Source organism: Streptomyces sp. WAC03905, assembly GCF_057371075.1.
The window spans coordinates 265,063-291,065 of record NZ_JBXYDZ010000002.1; the positions used below are offsets into that span (position 1 = coordinate 265,063).

Below are 26,003 nucleotides of genomic sequence, written 5' to 3' on the forward strand. Positions count from 1 at the left end.
ACGCAGAGTAATTAAACCCTCTAGTCTTCATCGCTATGAGTAGCGCACTTCTCGCCCAGGGGCAGTTGTCCGGTCAGCTCCCCCTGCCCTCGCCTCTCGTCCCGCAAGCAAGCGGCGTGTACCTCGTATCGCCCCAGATCGCCGCATCCTGGCTGCAGTTCAACCGTCCAGAGAATCGCCGGATGTCTCAGCGGGCGGTAACTAGCTTGGCCGCGAGCATGCTGGCTGGTGAGTACTTGCTCACTCACCAGCCCATCGCTTTCGACGCTCTTGGCCGACTGATCGACGGGCAGCATAGGCTGGCCGCCGTTGTCCAGTCCGGAGTTTCTGTCCAGATGTGGGTGATTATCGGCGCGGACCCTGAGACATTCGGCGTCGTAGACACCGGTCTGGCAAGGCGCCCCACGCAGTTCCTCCGGGTAAAGCACTCAAACAGCATTCACGGGGCCCTGGGCATGATCCGCTTCGCCGAAGCGTGCCGAGACAACGATGGGCAGGTCCCCGAGGGCTTCCAGTTCGCGATGGACGTGAAGCCGTGCCTCGACATGCTGTCTGACTGGCCCGAGGTAGAGGACTACGCCCAAGCGGCAGACCGAATCTTCCGTGCGTGCCGGCTTCCCCCGGCGCCCCTGGTCGCAGTACTGGCCCAAGCAGCACGAGGAAGCTACCCGGAGAAGCTTGGCGCGTTCGTGGAGGGCATGAAGACCGGCGCAGAGTTGACGAGCACCTCGCCCCTACTGTCACTCCGCCGCCGTGGCATGGAGCACAGGTCCGGCATGCGGGCCTTCAAAGACCGAGTGGCCATGTACGGCGTAATGGTCAAGGCATGGAACGCGCATGCACGAGGCGCTGGTATCTCATGCCTCAAGTTCACGTTCCACGACGTCGACGAAGCGGAACTGCCTATCCAGAAGAAGGGAAGCACGGGTGTCAAGGAACGAATGCCTGAGGTGATCTGAGGGGGACGGCCCTGCCTCATCGACAGCGCCCACCCAGGCGCCATCACCTGCGAGAGAGCAGTGCTCGGAACTTGTGGATCGGCCCGGGACGGGGTGCCTCGTGAGATGCGGAGGGCGTACCTTCCCAGGTGATCGACTGATGGTCACCGAGTAGGCCCGCGTTCGAGCGCGGGTCGGGAAGGCACGCCCGTGCTCAGCGTAGTCAACGAAGACGGCACCACCGAGAGCGGTACCTCTCTGATCGACGAGATCGTCCGGGAGGGTGCCCGGCGGATGCTCGCCGCGGCCCTGGAGGCCGAGGTTGAGCAGTACATAGCCGAGCTCGCCGGCCAGCGCGACGGGCGGGGCCGGAGGCTGGTGGTCCGCAACGGCCGTCACCGGCCCCGGTCGGTGACCACGGCCGCGGGACCGGTCGAGGTCGCCGCGCCGCGCGTGAACGACAAGCGAGTCGACGCCGAGACCGGGAAGCGGGAGCGGTTCTCCTCGAAGATCCTGGCGCCGTGGTGCCGGAAGTCCCCGAAGGTCAGCGAGGTTCTGCCGCTGCTCTACCTCCACGGCCTGTCATCGGGCGACTTCGTGCCCGCCCTCGAGCAGTTCCTGGGTGGCACGGCCGGTCTGTCGCCGGCGACGGTGACCCGGCTGACGAAGCAATGGACCGCTGAGCACGCCGCCTTCCAGCGCCGTGACCTGGCCGGATCCGACTACGTCTACGTGTGGGCCGACGGCATCCACCCCAGGATCCGCCTGTGCCAGACACACTCCTGCCTGCTGGTCCTCATGGGTGTCCGCGTGGACGGCACCAAGGAGCTGATTGCGATCGCCGAGGGCTTACGGGAGTCCACCGAGTCCTGGGCCGATGTGCTGCGCGACTGCCGCCGGCGCGGCATGCGTGACCCGGTGCTCGTCGTCGGCGACGGAGCGATGGGTCTGTGGCGGGCCCTGGCGGAGGTGTTCCCCGCCGCCCGCCATCAAAGGTGCTGGGTTCACAAGACCCGCAACGTGATGAACGCGCTGCCGAAGTCCGCGCAGCCCGGCGCGAAGAAGGCACTCCAGGAGATCTACAACGCCGAAGACCGCGACCACGCCGAGAAGGCATTCACCGTCTTCGAGAGGGCGTACGGGGCGAAGTGGCCCAAGGCCACGGCGAAGATCACCGGTGAGGTCGACGAGCTGCTGGCGTTCTACGACTTCTCGGCCGAGCACTGGATCCACCTGCGGACCACGAACCCCATCGAGTCCACCTTCTCCACCGTAAAGCTCCGGACCAAGGTCACCCGCGGCGCCGGCAGCCCCACCGCCGCCCTCGCGATGGTCTTCAAGCTCGTGGAGTCCGCCCAGGCCCGCTGGCGGGCGGTCACCGCACCCCACCTCGTCGCCCTCGTCCGGGCCAAAGCCCGCTTCGAACGCGGCCACCTCGTCGAGCGTCCCGAGGCGGTGGCCGCTTGAACGAACCCACGTACGGCACGGCACAGCCTGACAGACTAGGGCCTGTGGACGATTTATCAGACCTCACAGGGCGTCTTGCCGCATTGCTGCACCGCTTAGAGCTTGCCGACGCCCTCGATGACACGCTGCGTGCCAGGGTGGATGTCCATGTCCGCGACCACTTTCCTGACGGACCGGCTCCCGAGTGGATGACCGAGCTGCTCGATGCCCTCCTTACGCGTCGCCTGACCGGTGCGGCCGTGTGCTGTCCTGAGGGCTATCCCCATGGGGAGAACGGTCTGATGAACGTGCTGCTCGACCTCGAACAGGAATTTCCGCTGGGTATCGAGGACGAAGGCGAAGCGGCCTTCTGGCCTATGCCGCAAATCGGCCTGGCCATGTTGATCGGGCGTGAGGGCGGCACCCACTATGTGGTCCGGCCCTGGGAAGGCAGCTGGCAAGAGCACCTCCGAGACGGCGGGGTGATCGAGGGCACGCTTGCCAAGGGGCGACCTGTCGGACGATGGCAGTTCAACTGGCCCGACGGCTGCGTCGACAAACACGATTACGGGAATCATCCGTAATCGCCTCAATCAGGGGTGTTGGGTCCTGGCCCGGGCAACTGCCGATCCACAGGTCTTGACGATTACTCCCTGCGAGATCAGCCGCCGTCGATGTGATCGAAGCCGGGGTCCAGCTCCTGCGCTGCACCGCACAGGGAGCACAGCCGGGTGCCGGCTGCTCCGCGACGTCCAGGGCCCGCTCCACTCGGTGTCTCCTCGAACGTCTTGACGATGACCCGCTCGACGTCGGCATCGGTGATCTTCCGAGGGACACCAGGCCGCGGGTCGTCGCACAAGCCGTCCAGGCCCCGCTCGATGAAACGGCGCCGCCAGGCGCGGACCGTGTCCGGCGCGATCCGCAGCCGGCGTGACACCTCCATGATCGAGTGGCCTTCAGCGCACTCCAGCACGATCCGCGACCGCTGGGCCAAGCCTGGGCCGTCGTGCGGCGACGTAACCAGCCTTCCAGCACCGCCCGCTGGACATCAGTGACCGACAACGGCGGAATCTTCGGACCCGGACGACCCATGCCAGACCAACAATGAATCTCTGACTCAAGTCACTAGGCCGTTTCTTGGCGATCACCTCGCGGTCCAGATGTGGATGGCCGCGAGGTGCAGGGCCGCCCGGTAGACCGTTGCGGTCTTGTCGTAGCGGGTGGCCAGGCCCCGCCACTGCTTGAGCTTGTTGATGCACCGCTCGACGGTGTTCCGCTGCTTGTAGGCGGTCTTGTCGAACGCCGGAGGCCTGCCGCCCTTGCTACCAAGGCGTTTGCGGTTGGCGATCTGGTCGGCGGGCTGCGGGATCACCGCCCGGATCTTGCGCTTGCGCAGGTGCTCGCGGATCGCGCGGGACGAATAGGCCTTGTCAGCCAGCACGACCGTGGGCCGGGTTGTGGGTCTGCCTGTGGGTCTGGCCACTCGGATGGCGGTCATGACCTGTGTGAACGCTGGTGCGTCGCCGGCCTGGCCGGGTGTGACGACGAAGGCCAGCGGGCGGCAGAGGCCGTCGGCGGCGAGGTGGATTTTTGTGGTCAGTCCGCCGCGGGACCGTCCGAGGGCATGGTCGTGCGGCTCGCCGGCCGGGGCCCCCTTTTGACGGGCCCCGGCGGCGTGCTGATGGGCACGGACGATCGTGGAATCGACGGCAACGACCCAGTCCAGGTCGCCGTCGGCGTCGGCCTGGGCGAGCAGCGCGGCGAAGACGCGGTCCCACGTACCGTCGATCGCCCACCTCCGCAGCCTGCTGTAGGCGCCTTTCCACGAGCCGAACCGCTCGGGCAAATCCATCCACGGCGTGCCGGTGCGGTACTTGAACGCGATCGCATCGATCACCTGCCGGTGATCACGCCACCGCCCAGCAACAACTCGATCCGCGCCCACTGCGCGTCAGTCAACGACACACATCAACCAACGATCAGATGATCCGAGAGAAACGGCCTAGTGACCTGAGTCGGAGATTCGGTTGCAGTAGGCGGCGACCTTGTCGAGGATCTCGTCGGCGGTCTTCGTCCAGACGAAGGGTCGTGGGTGGTCGTTCCAGTCGGTGAGCCAGGCCCGGATGTCCCGTTCGAGGGCCTGGACCGAGCGGTGGGCGCCGTGCTTGAGTTTCTTCTGCGTGAGCTCGGCGAACCACCGTTCCACCAGGTTCAGCCACGGCGAACTGGTGGGTGTGAAGTGCAGGTGGAACCGCGGATGCGCCAGCAGCCACCTCTTGATCTCCGGTGTCTTGTGTGTGGCGTAGTTGTCGGGGATCAGGTGGACCTGCAGGTCGGCGGGCACTCGCCGACCGAACCTGCGGCCGCAACTCCCGACGCCCGGGACGGGATGCCGCAGTCCGTCCCCGTCGATCTGGCCCGGGCCGCGCAGTACGCCGCGATCCCGTCCGCAGAGCAGTTCGCGGCGTACCTCGCGCGTGCCTACGGCCTGACCGACCAGGACACCGGCGGCCTCCTTCCCCGACGCCCTGCTGGAGCAGGTGCTCGCCGAACTCCACACCGCGCAGCTCGAAGCCGCCGCGCACGCGGCCTCCGGGCCGACGGTCGAGGAGGCAGTGACCGACGCGTCGGCTGCCCCGGCGCCGACACCCGTTTCCGCGGAGCAGTTGCCCGGCGCGGGGGAGCCGCACCCCTTCTTCGGCGAGCAGAACGGCCCCCGCAGCTCGTCGGTCACGCCGGTCGAGCCAGCACGACTGCCCGTCAGCACGGCACCCACGCCGACGGCCTCCGTGACCGATGCCGGCCCGACCGTACCCGTCGGCGGTTCCTTCGAGCAGCCCGTCCTCGCGGCGCCGGCAGGCGCAGACGGACAGGACTGGGTGGCCGAGGCCGAGGTGACCACATCCGGGGAGGCGACCGCGCGGGTGCCGAAGCAGCAGACCGTGGAGCAGCCGGATGTGGTGGACCCGATTCAGCGCGAGATCGAGGTGGTGGCCACCTGGCTGATGGAGGCCGAGGAGACCGGGAAGCGGCTGTCGGGGGCCGAGGTTGCCCGGCGCCTGGAGGTCTCACCCAAGACGGGCCAGGGCTGATGACGCTCGTTGAAATCGGCCACCCGCTGCTCGTGGGTGGGATCAAACATGCTCAGTGGATCTCCCCATCCATCGTGTGATCTTTCTCGGTGTGTCGGAGTGGGTGGGTGTTCGACCGGAGAGCTTGCGTGCGCATGAAGTGCGGCCTGTTCGGGGGCCTGGATGCTCACGCGGGAGGAAGACGTGGATGCTCATGCTCTGCGTCGTCAGGGCTGGACGATCTCAGCGATCGCCCGCCATCTGGGTCGTGATCGGAAGACGATCCGTGCCTATCTGAACGGCGAAAACGTCCCGGGAGAGCGCCGCCAGAGCCCGGACGCATTCGTGCCGTACTTGGACTACTGCAGGCAGCGGCTTGCCGATGATCCGCATCTGTGGGCTTCCACACTCTTCGACGAGGTCGCCGGTCTCGGTTACGAAGGCGGCTACTCGACGTTCACCCGCGCACTTCGCCGCTATCAGGTGCGGCCTCACTGCGAGCCGTGTCATGCCGCGACCGGCCGCAACGTCGCGGTGATCGCGCATCCGCCTGGCGAGGAAATCCAGTTCGACTGGCTGGAGCTGCCGGATGCACCGCACGCCTGGGGAGTCGGCGAGCATGCCCACCTGTTCGTCGGTGCCCTTGCGCACTCGGGCCGCTGGCGGGCCGTCCTGGCCGAGTCCGAGGACTTCCCGCACCTGGTCCAGGCACTCGATCAGGTGGTGAGGAAGCTGGGCGGGACAGCACGCCGCTGGCGGTTCGACCGGATGGCCACCGTCTGTTATCCGACGAGCGGGCAGGTTACGGCCGCGTTCGCCGGCGTCGCCAAGCACTACGGAGTCAGCGTCGACATCTGCCCGCCACGCCGGGGCAACCGCAAAGGCGTCGTGGAGAAGGCCAACCACTCAGCCGCACAACGCTGGTGGCGCACGGTCCCGGACGCCCTGACCATCGAGCAGGCCCAGTCTGGAATCGACAAGCTGTCCGTCCGAATGGACGACCGCCGCCGTGTCGTCGACGGCATCAAGGTCACCGTCGCCGAACTCGCCGCCTGCGAACCACTCCTCAGCATCCCCACCCGGCCGTTCCCCGCCGAGCTGGAGGTCGAACGGACGGTCAGTCCGCAGTGCTTGGTGTCCTTCGACGGCAACCTCTACTCGGTCCCACCGGGACTCGCGGGCGCGACCGTTCGAGTCCGAGTCCGGCTGGGAGACGACTCCGTCAGCATCGCGACCGCTGGCCGGGCTGTGATCGCCCGCCACCGCAGGGCAGTCCGCGGAGCGGGGCAGACGGTCCGGGAGGCCGGACATGTCATCGCTCTGGAGCGCGAAGTCCTGGCCGCGTTCTCGGACCGGACTCCCTGCAAGACCAAGGTCCGGCGGCCACCTTCGGCTGCCGCGCTGGCCGAGGCCGAGCGGCTGCGCGGGCAGCAGGCCGCCGCCGATCCGGCCGAGAGGGTCGTGATCGACCTCTCCCACTATGCCGCCGTGGCCGACCGGCTGCGGACCGTTCCCTCACCGAAGGAGGAGAACACGGAATGAGTACGACGCCGATGCAGATGAGCGAAGCACGCCGCTTCCAGCAGCTGCGGGGCCATCTGTCCTACCTCAAACTCAACGACGCGGCCGAGGCCCTCAACCGCGTGCTGGACCAGGCCCGCACCGAACGGATGTCGCTGACCGCCGCGCTGGAACGGCTGCTGGAGATCGAGGTCGAGGCCACCGAAGCCCGCCGCCTGGCCGCCCGGCTCCGCTTCGCCTGCCTCCCTGAGCCCTGGACCCTCAACGACTTCGACTTCGCCGCCCAGCCCGGAGTCGACGAGAAGCTCATCCGCGACCTCGCCACCCTCCGCTTCCTCGACGACGCTTCCAACGTCCTGTTCGTTGGGCCTCCCGGCGTCGGCAAGACCATGCTCTCTGTCGCACTCGGACGCGCCGCTGTCGAAGCGGGCAACCGCGTCTACTTCACCACCGCGGCCGAATTTGCGGCCAAGTGCCACAAGGCCGCCCTCGAAGGCCGCTGGAAAACGTGCATGAACTTCTTCGCCGGCCCCAAGCTCCTGATCATCGACGAGCTGGGGTATCTCCCGCTGCCCGAGGATGGGGCCTCCGCCCTGTTCCAGGTGATCAATCAGCGGTATCTGAAGTCATCCACGATCTTGACTACCAACGTCGGTATTGCGGACTGGGCAGGCGCCTTCGGGGACGCCACCGTCGCGGCCGCAATGCTCGACCGGCTCCTGCACCGGGCCGCGGTCGCCGGCATCGACGGACCCTCCTACCGCCTGCGCGGGCACCAGAACCAGGCCGAGACTCTCCGAGCCGGGGTGAACGCCCGTGTCTCCTGAGAACGCTCCCGAGACCTCCGAGGAATCTCCGGACATGGCCCGACGCTGCCCGTTCTGCGAGACCACCTTCACAGTCAACGACCGCCACAGCCGCCAGATCTTCTGTTCACCCCGCTGCCGGGAGGCAAACCGCCGGCACACCCCCGTCGAGCGGACCTGCCCCGTCTGCGAGAACCAGTTCACCACGGACGTGAGCCCGAAACGTATGTTCTGCTCGCACGAGTGCCGCATCTCGGCCCGCACCAGCAAGAACGCTCTGGAACAACGCACATGTCCGGCCTGCGACAACCTCTTCAACTCGCCCAAGACCGTCCGCCAGGTCTACTGCTCAGCGGCCTGCCGAGCCAACGCGGAACAACGGCGAGAGCAGGACAGGGACTCAGAACGGGCCCTCCGCCTGGGTGAGAAACCACCCCAACCCCGATCGGCGACCGAGCGGCCAGCAAGGCCGGCACCACGCCAGCAGCCAGACACCCAAGATCCACTGGCACCGACCGCGACCCGCAACTGCCCTCACTGCGACCAGCCGATCACCATCGTCGCACTGCTGGCCACCCCCGAAGCTGCCCGCCCCTCGATCAGTAACCGGGTCCCGGACATCACCCCGTTGCGCCGGAAGTCGCACACTTCCGCCTGACCGTCCCTGATCATCAGGACCCGGCGGCCTCAGGCCGCCGGGTCCTCACACATGCTCGTCGCTCCCCACCTCCCCAGATGCTTCAGCAGTGAACGATGTGAGGAGAAGAGCGCCGCTGGCCGAACCGAGAGCCGGCCTATGCGAAGAAGTCGTCCGCTGACTCCAGCACGTCCCCCAAGGCCAACTTCGACCTGCACGACAGCACCGCCGTCCTGGCCCACTCCCGCACCGCAGCCACGTCATCGGCCACGTCGAACAGATCCCGGGCCGTCTGCTGAGCCTCCCGAACCCAGTCAGAGAAGGGATCCTCGGCCAAGACCGCGGCCAACCTCTCGCGGGCGGCCGTCGCATCGCCGACAAGCCCAGCGGCCACGCCGGCATTGAAGCTGTCCCACAAAAAGCCAGGTCGAGCCGGCCGGGAGAGCAGGCAGCGAGCCACTGCATTGAGGTCGGCGAACCGGTTCCGGATCCCGGCCACCTGCTCTTCAGCAGTGCCGGCGAGCTCTGCGGCCACGGAAGCGAACTGCACCTCATTGCGGAATGGTTCCGACCCTTGGGCTCGCTCGACGAAATCGAACGTCACATGTCCGACGTCCTGCCACAGCCACATCACCCCGACTGTCAGCCCGCTGCCCTGGCTCCACTGCGGCGACGGGAACTCGACGACGCCAAGCCACCACCCGTGATCATCGAGCCAGAGCCGCGACCGGCCCCGCTGGCGGAGGCCGAGGGGACGAAGTCGTTCCTGAGCTGCCGCGGCGACCAGTCGTGACGCAGGAGAAATAGCTGCCATGCCCAGCATTCTCGTCCACCCCCGCACGGGCATCGGCACTGATCCGCACACGGTTCAATCAGCAAGGAAGTGAGGCGAAAAGCAGCACCGGCCGTTTTCAAAGATCCTCATCAGCGCCGCGTGCTCGACGCCCAGGCGTACCTGGAGGGCAGCGTCGCCAGCTGGGCCGGGCGCACCTCCGCTCGGTCGGCAGGAGCTGACCGACTTCCGGTTGGGGCCCGGTGACCGGTCAGCGGCCGTCGCCGACCGGCCCGGGCAGCCCTCCCGCCGTGACCGATCGGCCGCGTGACCGATGCCGTGACCAGTCACCGAACCGGTTTGTGACCGACGCTGTGACCGATCGCCGAAGCCGCCCGTGACCGATCCCGGGCCCTGTGACCGGTGACCGATCTGGGCGCCATCGGTCACCGGTCATGACCGATCCGCGGGCATCGGTCACCCGCTGCCCCGCCCGCGCACCCGCTTCCTGGGCAAGCCTTGGCGGCACAAGCCTGGGGCTTGCCCACCCCCATGGGGGCTTGCCCAGAGTTGTATGGACCGGTCACGACAAGGCTTGCCCAACCCCCGGGCAGGCTTGCCCAGCTAGAGGGAAAGCCTCCCATCTGCGCTTTTAGGGCTGCGGGCAAGCCTTCGGGCAAGCCGGTCTGAGGAGTGTGTACGGCACGAGATCCGAAAGGAGACGTGCCGTGCACGACGCTTCGCACCCCGCCGCCGGCGGCGGGTACTTCGACCGGCTGGACGCCGACTGGGCCGCGCTGTGCGCGGATCCCGCACTGCGCCAGGCCGTGACCGACTGGGTGACCGATGGCCAGCTGACCGACGAGCTCGCGGCCGTGACCGATTCCTGGGCCGGCTCCCTGACCCCGGAGCAGCTCCTCGCCGCGCTGCGCCCGGCGGCCGCCGGCGTGACCGATGCGCTGACCGATGCCGTCCTGCGCGTCCTCCTGGAGCGGGCCGCTGGCCGTGACCGATCGGCCGTGCTCGCCGGCCGCGTCCTCGTCCAGGCGATGCTGCCTGCCGTCCTCCGCATCACCCGCGGACAGGTCCGTACGACCGGCGGCCGCACCCGGGACGCCGTCGGTCACGTGACCGTGGCCGCCCTCTACGAGGTCGCCCGCGCCGGCCGCATTCACCACCGGCCCGGCCGGCCGGCCGCCAACCTCACCCTCGACACCTTGCGCCAGGTCCTGGCCGAGCTCGCCGCCGAGCAGGAGCCGGCGGGGGAGGACCTGGGGTCCGCGGAGCAACTCGCCGACCCGGCTCCGGGCCCGTACGAGATCGCCCGCGCCCGCACCGTCCGCGCGGCCGCCGCCGAAGCCGGCCTCCACGCGGGCCTGGCCGACGACGCCGCGACCTCCCCGGCCCGGCTGGAGCTCCTGGAGCTCCTCCTGGACGCGGTGCCCGACGGCGCCCTGTCGACCGCGGACGCGCAGGCGCTGGCCTGGCACCACAGCACGGCCGGACTCCCGGACGCCGAGGCCGCCGCCCGCGCCGGGACCACGGTCGGCGCCTGGCAGCGCCGGCGCTCGCGGGCCCTGGCCCGCCTCACAGCATCCCTCCAGCCCAAGGCCGCGGCATGAACCGGACCACCGCCCCGGCCACCGTCCGCTCCCCCCTTTGGAGATGCGCCTTGACCACATCCGCCGCGACGTCGCTGGACGCCGACGAAGAGCGCGTCACCCGCGCCCAGCGTCTGCTCATCCACCTCGGCGCCGCCCTCGTCGCCCACCCCTTCGACACGACCACCCACGAGAAGCTCCGCGCCTTCCTCGACGAGGACGCCGAGCCCGTCCTCGCCTCGCTCGCCGCGCTGAGCCGGCGGCCCGAAACGGAACTCCGGCGCCGGATCGCGGAACTGGCCGGCCACACCCTGCGCTCCGCCGGAGGCACGGCATGAGCCCCGTCCTCACCAGCCGCCGGAAGCAGCCCGCCCCGGCCGACCCTCAGCCGCCGACTGCTCAGGAGACCGAGACCGAGCTGGCGGCCGGCTCGGTCGCCGGCTGGTCGACCGGAGCGCAGGCCAACTCGGCCGCCCTGATGCGCTGGCTCGTCTGGGGCCTGATCGCACTCGGGCCGCTCCTGGGCGCGCTCGCCTACCTCTCGGTCCCCGCGACGTCCGCAGCCCCGGCGCCGAAGACCGCGCCGTCCGCACCGGCCGCAGCCGGCAGCCAGGGCGCATCCGGGTTCGCGACCCTCTTCGTCGCCGCCTACCTGTCCGCCGGCCGCGGCGACGAGCCCAAGCTCGCCGCCTACCACCCGCCGGCGGCCAGCATGCAGCTCGACGGCGTCTCCGGCCAGCACCGGGGCGAGCAACTGACCGTCGTCCGGCTCCGCCAGACCGACAACGCGGTCTGGTCCGTCACGGTCGCGGCCCGCGTCACCGGCGCGCAGCCGACGGCCACACCGTCCACGCAGCCGGGCGCCTCGCCGAGCCCGGCGGCCGATGCGGTGCGCTACTTCCAGGTGCCCGTGGCCACCGCGCCCGGCGCCGGGGGAGCGACCGCGTACACCGCGCTCGCGCTGCCGGCCGAGGTCGCTGCCCCCGAGCGGGCCAAGACGCCGGAGCTGGTCTACGGCGCGATGCGCCCGGCCCTGCCCACTGACCCGCGCACCCAGGCCGTCACCAGTTTCCTGACCGCGTACCTCACGAAGGGCGGTGCCGAGCTCGACCGCTACCTCGCCCCCGGGACCCGCCTGACGGCCCCGTCTCCGGCTCCGTACTCGGGCGTCGCGGTGGACCAGCTCGCGGTCGAGGGCGAGACCGGCGGCGAACCGGTCGTCTCCGTCCCCGGCGACGGCACCACCCTGCGGCTCCTGGTCACCCTCCGGGCGACCGGCCAGGACGGGGTGCGCCTCCCGCTCACCTACGCCGTCACCCTCAAGGCCCGTGCCGGCCGATGGGAGATCGCCAGCCTCGACGGCGCCCCGGCCCTCACCTCACCGACTCCGGCCCCGGCCGCCTCCGGCGCCCCCGGTCCGGTACCCACTCCCACCGCATAGAAGGAGCACCCGTCATGCACGAGACCGTCACGCTGGCCGCGGGCTGGATCCAGACCGGCACCGGCATCGGTACCGACATCAAGGCCCTGATCTTCGACGTCGCTATCCCGGCCCTGTGCGGGATCTTCGTCGTGGTCGTCGGCTGGAAGACGAAGGCGCCCGGCCCGACGATCATGGCCGTCATCTTCGCGGCGATCGTCTGGGGCCTGTCCGCGAACATGGGAGCCCTCAAGAACAAGACCACCGAGGACATCGTCCAGTACCAGTCCGGCCCGAACGCCGCCCGGACCGACCAGTGAACGAGGCCACCGCCAACGGCGGGGGAGAGCTGGACTTCGAGCTCATCGGCCGCTGCTACACCAAAGCGCGGCGCGCGCCGCTGGTCCACGGGGTGATCCGGGACGTCAACGGCGGCCGGGGGATCCGGCTGCCCGGCGGCCCCTACACCCTCACCCAGCTGGGCGGGATCGTCGCGACCGTCGCCGCCCTGATCCTGACCCGCCCCGTCTGGGGCGGCAACGGCTGGCTCGACGTCGCGGTCCTCCTGGTCCTGCCCGCGGTGGTGGCCTTCGTGCTGCGCCACCTCCACATCGACGGCCGCAACCCCGCGGCCGCCCTGCTGAGCATCGCCCTGATGCTGGCCGCGCCCCGGCGCGGCCAGCTCCGCGGCCGCACCTACCGGACGCCCCGGCCCACCCGCGGAGACACCCGCATCCACCTGCCCGCAGACGAACCGCCTGCCGACGCTGCCGTTCCGGCCAGCGATCCCGCTCCTGAACAGGCCCCCCGGCGTAAGCCGCCGGCCCGGCCCGCACCGGCCGCACCCCCGGCACCGACCGCTGAGCCAGTGGCTGCTGCTGCACCGGTGGCGTCGGGGGTGCAGGCCCTCCTGGCACGCCGCGCCCCCACCACTCGTACCTGATTGGAGAGATGACGATGCGCCTGCCGATCCGGCACGTCCAGAACAACCTGGTCTTCACCACCCACGGCACGGTCTGGGCCGTCTGGCGCGTCGCCGCGACGAACTACTCATACGCCCCCGCCGCTGTGAAGAAGCGCCGTCTCAAGGCGCTGGAGGGCCTGTTCAAGGCGATGACCGGCGAGCCGATGCTCATGTCCCTGTGCCCGCAGATCGACCCGACCGCCGTGGTGCGCGCCATGGTCGACGACATCGACCTGGAGCGCGCGCCGCGCTACGAGCGGCTCGGCCATGCGGTCCTGGACCAGTTGGAGGACATGGAGCTGACCGGGCGCACTGACTGGCTCGCTCTCCCGCTGCCTCCGCTGAACCAGAAGGACGCGGTGCTCTCCGCGTTCCGGGCGGCGCGGGCGGAAGTCTCCCTGCAGCTCGGGCTGATGCCCGCCGTCGTCAGCGACGCTGAGGTGCGGCGGCGCCTGGAGCAGGCCCAGCGGATCCAGGCCCAGTGGCCGACCGGGGTGTCGATGCGGCCGGCGTCCGAGGCGGAGATCCTCTGGATCTACGGCCACTCGGCCCGCCGCGGGCTCGCCGAGCCGTTCCTCCCGGACGGCACGGAGACCCCGGTCCGCGGCCGCGGCCGCAACGTCGCGGCGCTGGGCGAGATCCTCGTCGCTGAAGGCGGCGCCGACTTCAACAGCGGGCCCGCGCTGCCGGCCAACCCGTTCAGCCGGCGGTTCCTCCAGGTCTCCTCCGAGTGGGGCGACTCCTACCAGGCGCTCCTGGCGCTCTCCGAGATGCCCGAGGCGTTCGCCCTGCCCGGTGCGGCCTACCTGCAGCAGCTCGACGACTTGGCCTACCCCGTCGACTGGACCGCCCGGCTGGTCATCGTTCCCGGCTCGAAGGCCGAGCCGAAGGTCCGTAAGCGCGCCCGGCACCTCAAGGCCCAGGCCGCCGAGTACGAGGGCGACCCGGCCGGCCCTCCCGCGGCCGTGGCCCGCAACCAGCAGGACAACGAGGAGTACCACGAGCGGCTGACCGCGAACCGGCGCGAGGTCGAGATCCGCGCCATGGTCACCCTCGCCGTGTGGGGCAACAGCCCCGACGACGCCATGGACCGCGCCGCCGCCCTCGCGAGCGACTTCGGGTCCACCGACTACACCTTCTCCCGGCCCGCCGGGGAGCAGGCCAACCTCTGGCAGGCGATGCTGCCCGGCTGCCGTACGCCGCGGGTGATGGCCGGGTACGCGCAGATCCTCCTCGCGCGGGACTTCGCGATGGCCATGCCCTGGTGCGGCTCCCAGCTCGGCGACGAACGCGGCGGGCTCTACGGCCTCCAGGTCGCCTCCGGCGGCGCCCGCCCCGTCCTGATCGACCCCGCCCGCGGCCCCCGCGAGAACGCGTCCGCCTCCATGGCCTGGCTCGGCGAGCTCGGCGCCGGCAAGTCGGTGGGCATGAAGGGCGCCGTCTACAACGTCCTCGCCCGCGGTCACCAGCTCGGCCGGCCCGGCAGCCGCGGCCGCGCCGTCATCGTCGACCGCACCACCGACCAGGAATGGGCCCGCTTCGCCAAGGCCTGCCCCGGCACCACCCAGCTCATCCGCATCGACCACACCGCCGAGGTATCCCTCGACCCCCTGCGCCTCTACAAGGAGAACAGCCCCGAGGTCGCCGCCCGCTTCACCGAGTCCTTCCTCACCCTGCTCCTCGGCGTTCGCCCGATGGACCTCGAAGGCGTGGCTCTCTCCGAAGCCGTCCAGGCCGTCCTGGCCCGGCCCGAGCCGTCCATGCGCGCCCTCATGGACGAGCTCACCACACGCGGCGCCGGTGACCCAGCGGCCCACGGCCTGGCCCGCAAGCTCGCCTCGGTCGCCCGCAAGGACCTCGCCCGAGTGGTGTTCGACGAGACGCTTCCCGTCGTCGACACCCAGCGCGCCGACAGCGTCGTCTTCCTCGTCAGCGCGCTCCAACTGCCCAAGAAGTCCGAACTTGCCTCCGAGCACCGCATCCAGCGCCTGGAGTTCGAGAAGGTCCTGGGCCGCGCCCTGATGTACCTGATCGCCGCCGTCTCCCGCGAGACCGCGATGCGCTCCCGGGACGAGTTCGCGGTCACCGTCTTCGACGAGTGCTGGTGGCTCACCTCCAGCGACGAGGGCCTGGAGCTCCTCCTGGAGCTGCTCCGCGACGGCCGCAAGCGCAACGCCGCCGCGTACGTCGGCAGCCACGACGCCAACGACATCGGCCCGTCCGACAGCGAGAAGGGCGTCATCGTCCGCGGCCTCATCCCGCACAGGTTCGTCTTCCGGCAGACCAGCCGCACCCTGGCCGCCCGCTCCCTGGAGTTCCTCGGCGTGGACGCCACCGACAGCGAGCTGCTGGACCTGGTCACCGGCGGGCTCTCGCCGCTCGGCCTGCCCGAGGACCAGCGCCGGGCCCGCGCGGGGGAGTGCCTCTACCGCGACCTCGCCGGCCGCATCGGCCTCATGCGCGTCCTCATCCCCCGCGACCGGGCGATCGAGCGCGTCATCCACACCACCCCGACCACCGAGCAGGCCGCCGCATGAGAACCCACCGCGCCCCGTGGGGGCGGCTGCGCCTGCTCGGCATCGCCCGCCTGCGCTTCGCGCTGCTCGTGGCGGCGCTCGCCGCCACCGCGTTCACCATGCTCACCTCGCTCCCGGCCGCGGCCGAGCCGACCCCCGCCGCGTCCCCGACACCCACCAGCCCGCCGCCGGCGACCAATCCGCTCGGTCCGCCCACCCCCGGTACACGTACGCCCACCCCGGAGGAGCTCGCCGAGATCGAGAAGATCATCGCCGACCTCAACAAGCGGTTCACCGAGAACATGAAGGAGGCCTTCCTCAAAGCCGAGGAGGAGCGCCTGCGCGCGCTCCTGCCCGACGAGGGCGGTGTCCTGGCGGTCTTCAACGTGACCGACGAGCGGAACCTGCCGATCTCGGCCTACACCGTCAAGAGCGACACCGGCGGCTTGACCGACTGGGACCTCGGCATCATGAACATCCTCGTCGAGCTGTGCTTCATGGCCGTCAAGTGGGTCATCGCGTTCTGCTGCTGGCTCATGGTCTGGGCGCTCGGCTTCGGCCTGGCCAACCTGCTCCTGGCGCCGGTCCTGTCGGTGGCCAACAGCCTGCACATCCAGGTCATCATGCAGATGGGGTTGCCTGGTCTCTTCCTGTCCGTGTGCGCTCTGGTCGCCGTCATCCGGATCTTCTTCGGCGACCGGGCCAAGGGGGCAGGCGACGCAGCCCTGTCCATCCTGCTCGCCGCACTCACCGCCACCCTGCTGTCCTCACCCCCGCAGCTCCTTCTGGGGGAGCAGGACGGCGCCATCGCCGCCGCCCGCGGCCTGGCCCTCGAAGTCGCCGACATCATCCTCGACGCCAACCCCGGCCCGAAGGAGAAGGCGCCCGACGACGAGGACTCCGCCAGCAGCCGGGCTCTCTCGCGTCCCCTGACCAACGCGCTGACCGACGCCTTCGTCGTCAAGCCCGCGATGCTGCTGCAGTACGGCCGCGTCTTCGAAGGCGACTGCGCCAAGAAGTACTCCGACACCAAGATCACGCAGCTCGCCTACGAACGCGCGATGAACCAGCAGATGGAGAAGCTGAAGAAGCTCAACAGCTACCGGGCCTGGATCGACCCCACCGGCGCGCAGATCACCGACTGGACCATGCCCCTGGCCAAGCAGTGGGCCCTGGACCACTTCGGCAACCCGCCCATGGAGCAGTTCGAGAAGGACTGCGTCAAGGGCGACGTGCAGGCTGCCAAGCGGGCCTCGATGGACAAGGTCGGCGGCGCGATCTTCCTCCTCGTCGCCGCCCTGATCGTGACGGTTCTGATCGCCGGCCTGACCGGCAGCTTCCTCGTCGCGCAGTGCCGCATCGCCTGGGATGCCGTACGAGCCGAGCCGGCCCTCGTGGCCGGCCTGCTGCCGGGCGCCGGGCGCGGCTACCTGTGGGACTGGGCGGCATCCGTCCTGCACTCCCTCGGCCAGCTCCTCGCCTCCATCATCGGCCTCGCCGTCCTCATCCTCATCGTCCAGGCCGTCCTCGACCCCGTGCAGCAGGACTGGGGCAACGAACTCACCCTGCGCTTCCTCGCCGTGGACATCGTGTGCATCGGCGCGATCAAGAAGCGCAAGGCCCTCACGGTCAAGTCCAAGCGGGCCGCTGCCAAGTGGCGCGACAAGATGTCCTCCGGCCGCATCGGCGGGACCAACGGCAGCGCACTCGCCCCGTCCTCCACCCCGGTGGCGAAGAACCAGTCGATCGCGCGCAAGGTCACCCGCGGCGCGGTCCGCACCGCGATGGTCGGTGTGGCCGTGGCCTCGGGCAACCCGATCGCCGCCCTCGGCTACGCCACCAGCTCCAGCGTCAGCACCGTCGCGCTGATGAACCGCATCCAGTCCGGCGCCAACGGCGGCCGCCGCCGCCCGGTCCAGCCCCAGCCCCAGCCCCAGCCCCAGCCGGGCAACGCCGGCACCCCGAGCCAGACACCCCCCGTCCCTCCGCAGAACCCGCCCGGTTCCCCGGCCAACCAGCTCCCCGGAGGCCCCGCGCACAACCTCCCCACCAGCAGCCAGGCGGTCACCGTCCCCAATCAAACTCCGGGAGGCCCGGCACCCCAACCGACCAGCGGCAACAGCCAGGCGCCCACCACGCCGAACCAGCCCAACGCGCAGACCACCAGGCGCCACCAGCCGCGCCACCAGGTCCCGACCCAGCCGGCGAGCTCGCCGCGCCAGCAGCAGCTCCGCCAGCGCCTGGACCGCGGTACCCCCCGCCAGCCCGGCCCGCGCCGCGTTCCGACCGCGACCCCGCGGCGGCCCAGCGACGCGACCCTGAGCCGTGACGAGGAGCGGGAGTTGAACCTGCGCCGCCGCCGGCAGCGCCGGTCATGAAGAAGAAGTTCAAGGGGTGGCTGGCCGGCCTCGCGGCCGTTGTGGGCCTGGCGCTCGTCCTGCTCGCCGCCGTCGGCGCGCACGTGGCCGGCCTCGGCCAGAGCGAGGCCGAGGCCGCAGCGGCAAGCTGCCCCGCCGTCGGCCAGCCCGGCCTCGACCCGGATACCGCCGAGATAGCCCGCAAGGTCAAGGAGCTGCTCGCCGGAAGCGGCGACGTGAACGTGCCCGGCCTGTCCGAGCCCAGGAAGCAGATCCCCAACGCCAAGGTCATCGTCGCGACCGGCATCCACAAGCGGGTGCCGGCCCGCGGCCAGGTCGTCGCCCTCGCCACTGCCCTCCAGGAGTCAACTCTGATCAACCTCGACCACGGCGACCGCGACTCCCTCGGCCTGTTCCAGCAGCGGCCCTCACAGGGCTGGGGAACCCGCGAGCAGATCATGGACCCCGTCTACTCCTCCGGGAAGTTCTACGACGGGCTGGTGAAGATAAAGGACTGGGAGCAGATGCCCGTCACCGTGGCCGCGCAGAAAGTCCAGCGCTCCGGATTCCCCGACGCGTACGCCAAGCACGAGCCCCTCGCGACCGCCCTCCAGCAGGCCATCGCCCCCACCCTCGGCGCCGCCCCCGCCGGTCCGATTCCGGGACAGCCAGGCCTCGGCGGCTTCGGCCCGGGACGGTGCGCCGGACAGGGCGGCGGCAACGTCGACTTCGGGAAGATCCCGCCCGGCTCCCTGCCCGAGGGCTACCAGATCCCGGCCAGCGCGCCGCAGCAGGTGCAGACCGCGATCCGGTGGGCGCTCGGCCAGCTCGGCACCATGTACCAGTGGGGCGGCAGCTGCACCAACCCCCACGGCCCCAACGCCTCCGAACGATGCGACTGCTCCTCCCTGACCCAGCGCGCGTACGGCGTGGCCGGCAAGGAGATCACCCGCACCACCTACACCCAGATACACGACGGACGAGGCGTCCCCGCGACCGCCATCGCTCCAGGCGATCTCATCTTCGTCCGCGGAACGGCATCCGCTCCCGAACATGTAGCCATGTCCACCGGATACGGCTACGCGGTACACGCCCCCCGGACCGGCAAGCCGGTGATGGTGTCGAAGGAAGGAGAGCTCGGCGGCCCCATTCTTGTCGTCCGGCGCATCGTCGGCTGAATCCAGCTGTGCCCGCCGCGCATCTGCGAGGCGGGCACACGCTGACAGCCCTCAACGGTCAAGGGATGGCAAAGCATTCGGGCGCGGTGTCTGGATCGGCCTCGAATTCTTACTTGGTCCAGGTGAAGGGCTTCTTCGCACCACCTGGAGGAACCGTGCACCACACCGCCCCGTCCCGGCCGAACCCCGGCCGGCCGACATGAACCTCCCGGACCTGCCGGTCGACGAGCTCCTCGCCCAGCTTCAGGCCGTCCTGAACGCGGCCGCACCGTACCTGGTCGCCCTCGGCGTGCTCGGGGCGGCAGTGTGGGTGTGGTGGACGATCCGACGCGCGGCACTCGTCCGGGAGGCGCTCGCCGACCGGCTCCAGGTCGAGGTCATCCCGACCGCCACCTTCGACCCCAGTGAAGGGGAAGTCGGACGCTGGGCCCGCCAGCTCGGCCGCGTCCACCACGCGGCCGACCGGGTCCCAGCCCGCGGCTCAGCGGTGCGCCTGCGGTACACCGCGGAGGCCGGGAAGATGCGCTGCTACATCGAGGGCCCGGCGGCCGCGGCCGCGGTCCTGAACATGCCCGGCTTCGCCGAGGTCGAGGTCCGCACCCAGCACGGCCAGGCCGACATCCGCCCCGTGCACTTCACTGGCCGGGGAGGAACTCCGTGACCGCCGTCATCTCCCTCGCCAAGCCCGCGCAGGCGGTCACCATCCCGGCGGGCGCGCGCCGGTACGTGCAGCGCGCTGAACTCGCCCTGGGTCTGCCCGACTACAAGGCCCTCGCCTCCCTCGGTCTGAGCCCCGACCCGCTCCAGCAGCTGGCGGCGGCCATGGCCTCGGTGCGCACCGAGGACGGGGAGAAGGCCGAGGCGGTCTTCGACCTGGTCCCCGTCTCCGAGCAGCGCCTGGCCCGCCGGCGCCGGCGCCTGATGGCCCGGGCCGCCCGCCGGGGCCCGTCCGCGTACGGCGAGCGCCTCACCGGCGGCCTCGGCGGAGGAGGCTTCTGGGGGTCGATGACCTCTGCCTGGTCCGGCGGCGCCGGAGCCTCCAACCGCTCCGAGCGGATCCCGAGGCAGACCGACCTGCGTGACGGCGTGGGCAAGCTCGAACCCTCCGCCGGGGCGGTGTTCGCGGTGCAGATCCTTCTGCGGACCGAGGCCGCGCACCCGCAGCTGGCCCTGGCCCGGATGCACCAGCTGATCGCCGCGCTGTCGATGACCTCGGGGGAGAACTACCTCAAGGTCCACCGGCCGCGCAGCTGGTCGATCGGGCGGTTCGAGCGCCGATTCGCGAGCGGGGAGTTCGCCCCGCGCCGCCGGCAGTGGCTGACGGTGCCCGAGCTGGCCGGCTGGCTCAAGCCGCCGACGGTGAAGTGCACCGCCTCCAGCGTGGTGCGCTCCGGCGGCCTGGTCCCGCCGGCCCCGGCCGACCTGCCCGTTTACACCGGGCAGCGCGACCTCATCCCGCTCGGCGCCGTCGTCTACCCCGACGGCCGCGAGCGGATCGCCGCCGCCCGCGTGCAGGACCTCCTCTTCGGCCTGCAGCTCGGCAAGGCCGGCCACGGCAAGACCGAGGAAGCCCTCGTGCAGTGCATCGCGATGGCGCACTGGGGCTACGGGTGCTGGTTCCTCGACCCGCACGGGGAGGGCTGGGCCCGCGCGAAGCCCTACCTCGCCCACCCGGACATTCTCGACCGGCTCTGGGAGATCAACCTCGCCAAGGCCGACCCGGACCAGCCCGTCGTCTCCTGGAACCCGCTGTCGATGGAGGGGCGCACCCAATCCGACGTTCAGGACATCGTCCGCTCCGTCACCGAGGGCATCGCCGCGGCCCAGGACTGGGGCGACAACGCCCCGCGCGCCCGCACGATCCTGGCCCGTGCCTCCCAGGCACTGGCCCTGCTCAACCTGAAGGCCGTCCAGGCCGGCCAGCCGGAGGCGCAGTGCATTCTGTTCCAGCTGCGCACCTGGCTCACCGACGAGGACTGGCGCCAGCAGCTCCTCCCAAAGCTCCCCGACCGCGTCCGCGCGTACTGGGAGACCACCTTCCCCAAGCTCGGCCCGGACGCCGTGCCGACCGTCACCTACGCCATCGACCGACTCGACACCAGCCAGTCCCTTCAGGGCTTCTTCGGCAGCCCGCGCTCCGCGTACGACGTCCGCCACGCGATGGACACCGGCAAGGTGGTGTTCGTCTGCCCGTCAGGCAGTGAGAGCGATGCCCTGGTGAGCTGCCTGCTCATCCACGACCTGCACCGCGCAGGCCTCTCCCGGCAGGACACCCCGCGCGAGCAGCGGAAGACGTTCTGGGCCTGGGGTGACGAGCTCACCGCGCTCGACAGCAGCAGCAAGGGCTTCCTCGCCGCCATCGCCGAGCAGCTGCGCAAGTACGAGGTCCGCTTCATCGGCATGACGCAGATGGTCCTCCGGCTCTCTGCCATCACCCGCCAGGCCCTGCTGCAGAACCAGTCCTGGCTGTCGACCTGTGCCGCGGACTACGACGAGGCCGCGTTCGTCGCCAAGAGGTGGAACGGCCACATCAGCCCGGAGACGATCACCGAGCTTCCCGAAGTACCACTACGTGATGTCCGTGAACCTCAACGGCGCCCGCACCACGCCCTTCCGGGTCCGTGGCCTGCCCGTGGACAAGGTCTTCGCGCGCTACGACAACCCGGCCGGCGTCCCCGACCTCGACAAGGCGATCGACAAGAACCTCAACCGCCGGCCCCTCGGCGACATCCTCGCCGACCTGGAAGAGCTCGACGCCCTCGTCCTCGCCCACCACACCGGCCGGCGCCCCGGCGGCCCGAGCACCGGCGACCCCACCAGCATCGTCGACTAGGGCCTGTTGCGAAAGTGGATCTTGTTCGTTGATGATCACCTGTCGTGGGACGTGGAGATCTGACGAACGGCCAGTGGGCCCGGCTTGAGCCGTTGCTGCCGACGGGCATCAAGCCGGGCCGTCCGCAGGTATGGACACGGCGGCAGCTGATAGACGGCATACGGTGGCGGACCCGAACCGGCGCTCCCTGGCGGGACGTGCCCGAACGCTATGGGCCGTGGGACCGGGTCTATGACCTGTTCCGGCGCTGGCAGCGGGACGGCACGTGGGCCCGGATCCTCACGCGGCTCCAGGCCGAGGCTGATGCGAAGGGCCTGATCACCTGGGACGTGAATGTCGACTCCACCGTCTGCCGGGCCCATCAGCACGCCGCCGGGGCGGCAAAAAGGGGGACCTCCAGAAGGAGCCGCCCGGCGGAGTGTTCGTCGAGCCGGCCGACCACGGTCTCGGACGCTCCCGTGGCGGACTGACCAGCAAGATCCACCTCGCGGTCGAGCAGGGGCAGAAGCCTCTGTCGGTGGTGATCACGGCTGGGCAGCGGGGTGATTCCCCGCAGTTCGAGCCGGTCCTGGAGGCGATCCGGGTGCCCCGGCTCGGGCTCGGCAGGCCGCGCAAGCGGCCAGACCGGGTCCGGGCCGACAAGGCCTACGACTCCCGCAGCAACCGCTCCTACCTGCGCAGACGCGGAATCAAAGCCACCATCCCGGTTCCGGCGGACCGGGTCCGCAATCGCCTCAAGCGCGGATCGCGCGGCGGGCGCCCGCCAAAGTTCGACAAGGACGACTACAAGCAGCGGCACGCGGTCGAGTGCGGGATCAACCGGCTCAAGCGCCACCGGGCCGTCGCCACCCGGTACGACAAACTCGCCGTCCGTTACGAAGCGACAGTGCTGATCGCAGCCATCAACGAATGGCTGTGACCAGCACTTTCACAACAGGCCCTAGTGTTCTGAGTCCGGAATTCTGTTCAGATAGCTGGCGAGGCGTTCAAGGATCTCGTCCGCAGTCTTGGTCCAGACGTAAGGCTTCGGGTCGCTGTTCCACGTGGCGATCCAGTCGCGGATGTCCTTCTCGAGGGCCTGGACGGACTTGTGGACGCCTCTCCGTATCTGCTTGTTGGTGAGCTCGGCGAACCACCGCTCCACCAGGTTCAGCCAGGACGATCCGGTGGGTGTGAAGTGCAGGTGGAAGCGGGGGTGTGCCAGCAGCCACTTCTTGATGTCCGGGGTCTTGTGGGTGGCGTAGTTGTCCAGCACGAGATGGACCTCCAGGCCAGCCGGGACTTCCTTGTCGAGCTTGACCAGGAACTTCTTGAACTCCTCGGCTCGGTGGCGGCGGTGCAGGGATCCGATGACCTTGCCGGTGGCGACTTCGAGTGCGGCGAAGAGGGTGGTGGTGCCGTGCCGGACGTAGTCGGCCGTCCGCCGCTCGGGCACCGCCGGCATCATGGGCAGCACCGGCTGTGACCGGTCCAGGGCCTGGATCTGCGACTTCTCGTCGACGCAGAACACCAGGGCCCGCTCCGGCGGATCCAGGTACAGGCCGACGACATCGTGGACCTTGTCGACGAAGTACGGATCCGTGGACAGCTTGAACGTCTCGGACAGGTGCGGCTGCAGGCCGAACGCCCGCCAGATGCGCGACACCGTCGACTGCGACAGACCGGTCTCCCTGGCCATCGACCGCGTGGACCAGTGCGTCGCACCCTTCGGCGTCGACTCCAGCGTCTTGGTGACGAGAGCGGCGACCTGCTCGTCCGTCACCGTCCTGGGCCCGCCCGAACGCGGCATGTCTCCAAGGCCCGCGATCCGGTACTCCACGAAACGGGCCCGCCAGCGGCCTACCGCCTGAGGCGTGGAACCCACCCGGGCCGCAACATCCTTGTTCGTCGCGCCTTCGGCGCAGGCCAGGATGATTCGGCAACGCAAGGCCCACGCCTGAGGCGTCGAACGGCGCCGCACCCAGCCCTCGAGCGCGGCCCGCTCCTCATCGGTCAGTACCAACTCGGCCTTCGGCCGCCCCATCGCCATACCGAAAGCCTACATCTAAACAGAATTCAAGACTCAGAACACTAGGCTCAGGCATTGTCTGTCAGGACCCGTTCGATGCGGGTGATGCCTTGACTGTGGAAGAACGCGGCCGCGCGGGTGAGGAAGCCCGCGCAGGTCGCGGCCTTCTCGTCGTCGTGGATCTCGCTGTAGGCGAGTCGGGTGTGGTCGTCGATGGCGGAGTGGACGTAGTCGAAGCCCACGCCGGACTTGGTTCTGCGGCTGGCCCCGCGGCCCAGGGCACGGTGGCCGCCGCCCTCGGGGATCCGGCCGAGTTTCTTCACGTCCACGTGGACGAGCTCGCCGGGCCGCTCGCGTTCGTAGCGGCGGATCACTGTGCCGGTGGGACGGTCGAACCAGGCCAGCCGGCTGAGGTTCCCCCGACATGCGGAAGGTTGCCGTTCATGGCCTGATGGGCCGTGAGAAGGGAGCCTTGTGTGATGGCTGCACCGATGAAGTACCCGCCCGAGTTGCGTCGGCGGGCGGTCCAGATGTACCGCGAAGCGGACCCGAAGCCGGTGATCCGGCGGATGGCCGGGGAAGCTGGGGTCCACCCGGAGGCCTTGCGGAACTGGATCCGCCAGGACGAGGCCGATCACGGTGAACGCGATGACCGGCTGACCACGACGGAGAAGCAGGAGCTGGCCGCGCTGCGGAAAGAGAACGCCGAACTGCGGCGCTCGTGCGAGATCCTCAAGGCCGCCTCGGCTTTTTTCGCCCAGGAGCTCGACCCGACCCGGCGACGGTACTGAAGCTCATCGACGAGCACCAAGACCGCTTCGGGGCCGAGCCCGTCCTCCGGGAACTACACATCCCCGCCTCCACCTATTACCGCTGGCGGCGGACCGCCCACCAGCCGTGCGACCGGGTCCGGCAGGACGCCGCACTGACCGAACAGATCCGCCACGTCCACACCGAATCGGACGGCACCTACGGATCTCCGCGCGTCCACGCGATGCTGCGGCGCGAGGGCGTCAACGTCGGCCGCAAGCGCATCGAGCGCCTGATGCGGCAGGCCGGTCTCCAGGGCGTCAGCCCCCGCCGGCCCCGCGGCTTCACCCGCCGCGACCCCGCTGCCAAAACGGCTGCGGACCTGGTCCGACGCGACTTCACCGCGGCAGCCCCGAACCGGCTGTGGGTCGCCGACATCACCCTGGTCCCCACCGGCGAGGGCGCCTGGTGGCTCGCCACGATCCGTGACGCGTTCTCCCGCCGGATCGTGGGCTGGCACACCTCGGAACGGGCGGACGCCGACCTGGTCCTGACCGCCCTGGAATACGCCCTGCACGGCCGGCCCGTCGAGCCCGGACTGCTGGTCCACCACAGCGACCACGGCTGTCAGTACACCTCGATCAAGCTCACAACCCGCCTGCTCAAGGCTGGTATCGAGCCGAGCATGGGCAGCGTCGGCGACTCATTCGACAACGCTCTGGCGGAGAACTTCTGGAGCGTGCTGAAGACCGAGTGCGTGCGCCGCACGACGTTCGCGACCCGCACCGACGCCGACCTCGCCCTGTTCGCCTACATCGACGGCTGGTACAACACTCGCCGCATTCAAAAGCGTCTCGGCTGGCTCAGCCCTGACGAGTACGAGGCGAAGTATCACGCCAAACAGCTGACGGCCGAACCGGTGGAATCCAACCCAACCGCACCCGCACTGACCAAGTAATCAGCACCTCCCGCACAACGGGGGAAGCTCAGGTGGTCCAGGACCGCCCGTCGCAGCGCGCGGCCTGCTCGGACCTTCCAAGCACCTGATGTACACCGACCGGCTTGCCACGCGGACGCATGACCAGCGCCGCCCGCCCGCCAGCCCACTTCGCCCCCCACCAGCCGTCGACAGCCTTTAGTGACACCCCGAAGACCACCGCCACGTCCTCACGGTCCCGCCCCACC

The 26,003-nt window shown here is 70.0% G+C and carries 23 protein-coding genes and 2 pseudogenes; 19 read left to right on the plus strand and 6 right to left on the minus strand.

All coding sequences use genetic code 11. The features are described 5' to 3' along the window. Nucleotides 1-116 precede the first annotated feature (116 nt). From AC2RP6_RS01935 to AC2RP6_RS01945, 3 genes are all read left to right on the plus strand, one after another. The gene (locus tag AC2RP6_RS01935; protein WP_486444482.1) at nucleotides 117-959 is read left to right on the plus strand and encodes a hypothetical protein; all 843 of its coding nucleotides are present in this window, start codon (nucleotides 117-119) and stop codon (nucleotides 957-959) included. Between the two features lie 189 nt (nucleotides 960-1,148). After that, complete coding sequence (locus tag AC2RP6_RS01940; protein WP_486444483.1) at nucleotides 1,149-2,405, plus strand: IS256 family transposase; 1,257 nt, start codon at nucleotides 1,149-1,151, stop codon at nucleotides 2,403-2,405. A 44-nt stretch (nucleotides 2,406-2,449) separates the two neighbouring features. After that, complete coding sequence (locus AC2RP6_RS01945; RefSeq protein WP_486444484.1) at nucleotides 2,450-2,968, plus strand: hypothetical protein; 519 nt, start codon at nucleotides 2,450-2,452, stop codon at nucleotides 2,966-2,968. 77 nt (nucleotides 2,969-3,045) lie between these two features. Here AC2RP6_RS01945 and AC2RP6_RS01950 read toward each other — a convergent pair whose 3' ends face one another. From AC2RP6_RS01950 to AC2RP6_RS01960, 3 genes and pseudogenes are all read right to left on the minus strand, one after another. Next, nucleotides 3,046-3,327 carry a helix-turn-helix domain-containing protein gene (locus AC2RP6_RS01950; RefSeq protein ID WP_486444485.1) on the minus strand — a complete coding sequence of 94 codons (282 nt, stop codon included), beginning with the start codon at nucleotides 3,325-3,327 and terminating at the stop codon, nucleotides 3,046-3,048. Between the two features lie 201 nt (nucleotides 3,328-3,528). Further along, nucleotides 3,529-4,329, minus strand: a complete 801-nt coding sequence (locus tag AC2RP6_RS01955; RefSeq protein WP_486444486.1) for an IS5 family transposase — start codon at nucleotides 4,327-4,329, stop codon at nucleotides 3,529-3,531. Between the two features lie 57 nt (nucleotides 4,330-4,386). Continuing rightward, nucleotides 4,387-4,728, minus strand: a pseudogene (locus AC2RP6_RS01960) (transposase); the annotation flags it as partial. 196 nt (nucleotides 4,729-4,924) lie between these two features. Here AC2RP6_RS01960 and AC2RP6_RS01965 point away from each other — a divergent pair. The 3 genes from AC2RP6_RS01965 to istB all read left to right on the plus strand — a co-directional run bounded on the left by AC2RP6_RS01965 (nucleotide 4,925) and on the right by istB (nucleotide 7,803). Continuing rightward, on the plus strand, nucleotides 4,925-5,476 hold the full coding sequence (locus AC2RP6_RS01965) for a hypothetical protein (protein ID WP_486444487.1): 552 nt from the start codon (nucleotides 4,925-4,927) through the stop codon (nucleotides 5,474-5,476). A 162-nt stretch (nucleotides 5,477-5,638) separates the two neighbouring features. Beyond that, nucleotides 5,639-6,997, plus strand: coding sequence for an IS21 family transposase (istA, locus tag AC2RP6_RS01970; protein WP_486444488.1), 1,359 nt, complete (start codon nucleotides 5,639-5,641; stop codon nucleotides 6,995-6,997). Further along, nucleotides 6,994-7,803, plus strand: a complete 810-nt coding sequence (gene istB / locus AC2RP6_RS01975) for an IS21-like element helper ATPase IstB (RefSeq protein WP_486444489.1) — start codon at nucleotides 6,994-6,996, stop codon at nucleotides 7,801-7,803. Before istA ends, istB begins: the two co-directional genes overlap by 4 nt. Before the next feature lie 773 nt (nucleotides 7,804-8,576). Here the strand turns inward: istB and AC2RP6_RS01980 are convergent. After that, nucleotides 8,577-9,233, minus strand: a complete 657-nt coding sequence (locus AC2RP6_RS01980) for a hypothetical protein (protein WP_486444490.1) — start codon at nucleotides 9,231-9,233, stop codon at nucleotides 8,577-8,579. A 686-nt stretch (nucleotides 9,234-9,919) separates the two neighbouring features. Between AC2RP6_RS01980 and AC2RP6_RS01985 the strand changes: the two genes are divergently transcribed. The 11 genes from AC2RP6_RS01985 (at nucleotide 9,920) to AC2RP6_RS02035 (ending at nucleotide 22,979) form a co-directional block, all read left to right on the plus strand. Then, nucleotides 9,920-10,813 (plus strand): hypothetical protein, encoded by an 894-nt coding sequence (locus tag AC2RP6_RS01985; protein ID WP_486444491.1) that lies wholly within the window; start codon nucleotides 9,920-9,922, stop codon nucleotides 10,811-10,813. A gap of 50 nt (nucleotides 10,814-10,863) precedes the next feature. Further along, nucleotides 10,864-11,130 (plus strand): hypothetical protein, encoded by a 267-nt coding sequence (locus AC2RP6_RS01990; protein WP_486444492.1) that lies wholly within the window; start codon nucleotides 10,864-10,866, stop codon nucleotides 11,128-11,130. After that, complete coding sequence (locus tag AC2RP6_RS01995; RefSeq protein WP_486444493.1) at nucleotides 11,127-12,233, plus strand: conjugal transfer protein; 1,107 nt, start codon at nucleotides 11,127-11,129, stop codon at nucleotides 12,231-12,233. Before AC2RP6_RS01990 ends, AC2RP6_RS01995 begins: the two co-directional genes overlap by 4 nt. Before the next feature lie 14 nt (nucleotides 12,234-12,247). Continuing rightward, entirely contained in the window at nucleotides 12,248-12,532 is a 285-nt protein-coding gene (locus AC2RP6_RS02000; protein ID WP_365195546.1) for a hypothetical protein, read from the plus strand. Continuing rightward, entirely contained in the window at nucleotides 12,529-13,155 is a 627-nt protein-coding gene (locus tag AC2RP6_RS02005) for a hypothetical protein (RefSeq protein WP_486444494.1), read from the plus strand. The genes AC2RP6_RS02000 and AC2RP6_RS02005 overlap by 4 nt, the downstream gene beginning before the upstream one ends. A gap of 8 nt (nucleotides 13,156-13,163) precedes the next feature. Beyond that, on the plus strand, nucleotides 13,164-15,713 hold the full coding sequence (locus AC2RP6_RS02010) for an ATP-binding protein (RefSeq protein ID WP_486444495.1): 2,550 nt from the start codon (nucleotides 13,164-13,166) through the stop codon (nucleotides 15,711-15,713). Then, on the plus strand, nucleotides 15,710-18,070 hold the full coding sequence (locus AC2RP6_RS02015; protein ID WP_486444496.1) for a hypothetical protein: 2,361 nt from the start codon (nucleotides 15,710-15,712) through the stop codon (nucleotides 18,068-18,070). The genes AC2RP6_RS02010 and AC2RP6_RS02015 overlap by 4 nt, the downstream gene beginning before the upstream one ends. Beyond that, nucleotides 18,067-19,227 (plus strand): C40 family peptidase, encoded by a 1,161-nt coding sequence (locus tag AC2RP6_RS02020; protein ID WP_486444497.1) that lies wholly within the window; start codon nucleotides 18,067-18,069, stop codon nucleotides 19,225-19,227. The genes AC2RP6_RS02015 and AC2RP6_RS02020 overlap by 4 nt, the downstream gene beginning before the upstream one ends. Nucleotides 19,228-19,426: 199 nt before the next feature. Next, nucleotides 19,427-19,888 (plus strand): hypothetical protein, encoded by a 462-nt coding sequence (locus tag AC2RP6_RS02025; RefSeq protein WP_486444498.1) that lies wholly within the window; start codon nucleotides 19,427-19,429, stop codon nucleotides 19,886-19,888. Next, a complete protein-coding gene (locus tag AC2RP6_RS02030) occupies nucleotides 19,885-22,092 on the plus strand; it encodes a type IV secretory system conjugative DNA transfer family protein (RefSeq protein WP_486444499.1) in 2,208 nt (735 codons plus the stop codon). Before AC2RP6_RS02025 ends, AC2RP6_RS02030 begins: the two co-directional genes overlap by 4 nt. Before the next feature lie 12 nt (nucleotides 22,093-22,104). Then, nucleotides 22,105-22,979 (plus strand): IS5 family transposase gene (locus AC2RP6_RS02035; protein ID WP_486444433.1). Its coding sequence is split into 2 segments (ribosomal slippage): nucleotides 22,105-22,498 and nucleotides 22,498-22,979, totalling 876 coding nucleotides; the frame shifts between segments, so codons are not numbered across the junction. 21 nt (nucleotides 22,980-23,000) lie between these two features. Here AC2RP6_RS02035 and AC2RP6_RS02040 read toward each other — a convergent pair. Further along, the gene (locus tag AC2RP6_RS02040; protein ID WP_486444344.1) at nucleotides 23,001-24,083 is read right to left on the minus strand and encodes an IS630 family transposase; all 1,083 of its coding nucleotides are present in this window, start codon (nucleotides 24,081-24,083) and stop codon (nucleotides 23,001-23,003) included. A gap of 56 nt (nucleotides 24,084-24,139) precedes the next feature. Continuing rightward, nucleotides 24,140-24,481, minus strand: a pseudogene (locus AC2RP6_RS02045) (IS481 family transposase); the annotation flags it as partial. Nucleotides 24,482-24,559: 78 nt separating this feature from the next. Between AC2RP6_RS02045 and AC2RP6_RS02050 the strand changes: the two are divergent. Beyond that, nucleotides 24,560-24,859, plus strand: a complete 300-nt coding sequence (locus AC2RP6_RS02050) for a transposase (protein WP_486444500.1) — start codon at nucleotides 24,560-24,562, stop codon at nucleotides 24,857-24,859. Then, on the plus strand, nucleotides 24,790-25,776 hold the full coding sequence (locus AC2RP6_RS02055) for an IS3 family transposase (protein ID WP_486444501.1): 987 nt from the start codon (nucleotides 24,790-24,792) through the stop codon (nucleotides 25,774-25,776). Before AC2RP6_RS02050 ends, AC2RP6_RS02055 begins: the two co-directional genes overlap by 70 nt. The last annotated feature ends 227 nt before the right edge of the window (nucleotides 25,777-26,003 follow it).

Excerpts from the sequence above, each read along its gene's own strand:
- AC2RP6_RS01995 (WP_486444493.1), top strand. The coding sequence starts at position 11,127 with ATGAGCCCCGTCCTCACCAGCCGCCGGAAGCAGCCCGCCCCGGCCGAC.
- AC2RP6_RS02025 (WP_486444498.1), top strand. The coding sequence starts at position 19,427 with ATGAACCTCCCGGACCTGCCGGTCGACGAGCTCCTCGCCCAGCTTCAG.
- AC2RP6_RS01950 (WP_486444485.1), bottom strand. The coding sequence starts at position 3,327 with ATGGAGGTGTCACGCCGGCTGCGGATCGCGCCGGACACGGTCCGCGCC.
- AC2RP6_RS02000 (WP_365195546.1), top strand. The coding sequence starts at position 12,248 with ATGCACGAGACCGTCACGCTGGCCGCGGGCTGGATCCAGACCGGCACC.
- istB (WP_486444489.1), top strand. The coding sequence starts at position 6,994 with ATGAGTACGACGCCGATGCAGATGAGCGAAGCACGCCGCTTCCAGCAG.
- AC2RP6_RS02015 (WP_486444496.1), top strand. The coding sequence starts at position 15,710 with ATGAGAACCCACCGCGCCCCGTGGGGGCGGCTGCGCCTGCTCGGCATC.
- AC2RP6_RS02040 (WP_486444344.1), bottom strand. The coding sequence starts at position 24,083 with ATGGGGCGGCCGAAGGCCGAGTTGGTACTGACCGATGAGGAGCGGGCC.
- AC2RP6_RS02020 (WP_486444497.1), top strand. The coding sequence starts at position 18,067 with ATGAAGAAGAAGTTCAAGGGGTGGCTGGCCGGCCTCGCGGCCGTTGTG.
- AC2RP6_RS01980 (WP_486444490.1), bottom strand. The coding sequence starts at position 9,233 with ATGGCAGCTATTTCTCCTGCGTCACGACTGGTCGCCGCGGCAGCTCAG.
- AC2RP6_RS02010 (WP_486444495.1), top strand. The coding sequence starts at position 13,164 with ATGACGATGCGCCTGCCGATCCGGCACGTCCAGAACAACCTGGTCTTC.
- AC2RP6_RS02050 (WP_486444500.1), top strand. The coding sequence starts at position 24,560 with ATGAAGTACCCGCCCGAGTTGCGTCGGCGGGCGGTCCAGATGTACCGC.
- istA (WP_486444488.1), top strand. The coding sequence starts at position 5,639 with ATGCTCACGCGGGAGGAAGACGTGGATGCTCATGCTCTGCGTCGTCAG.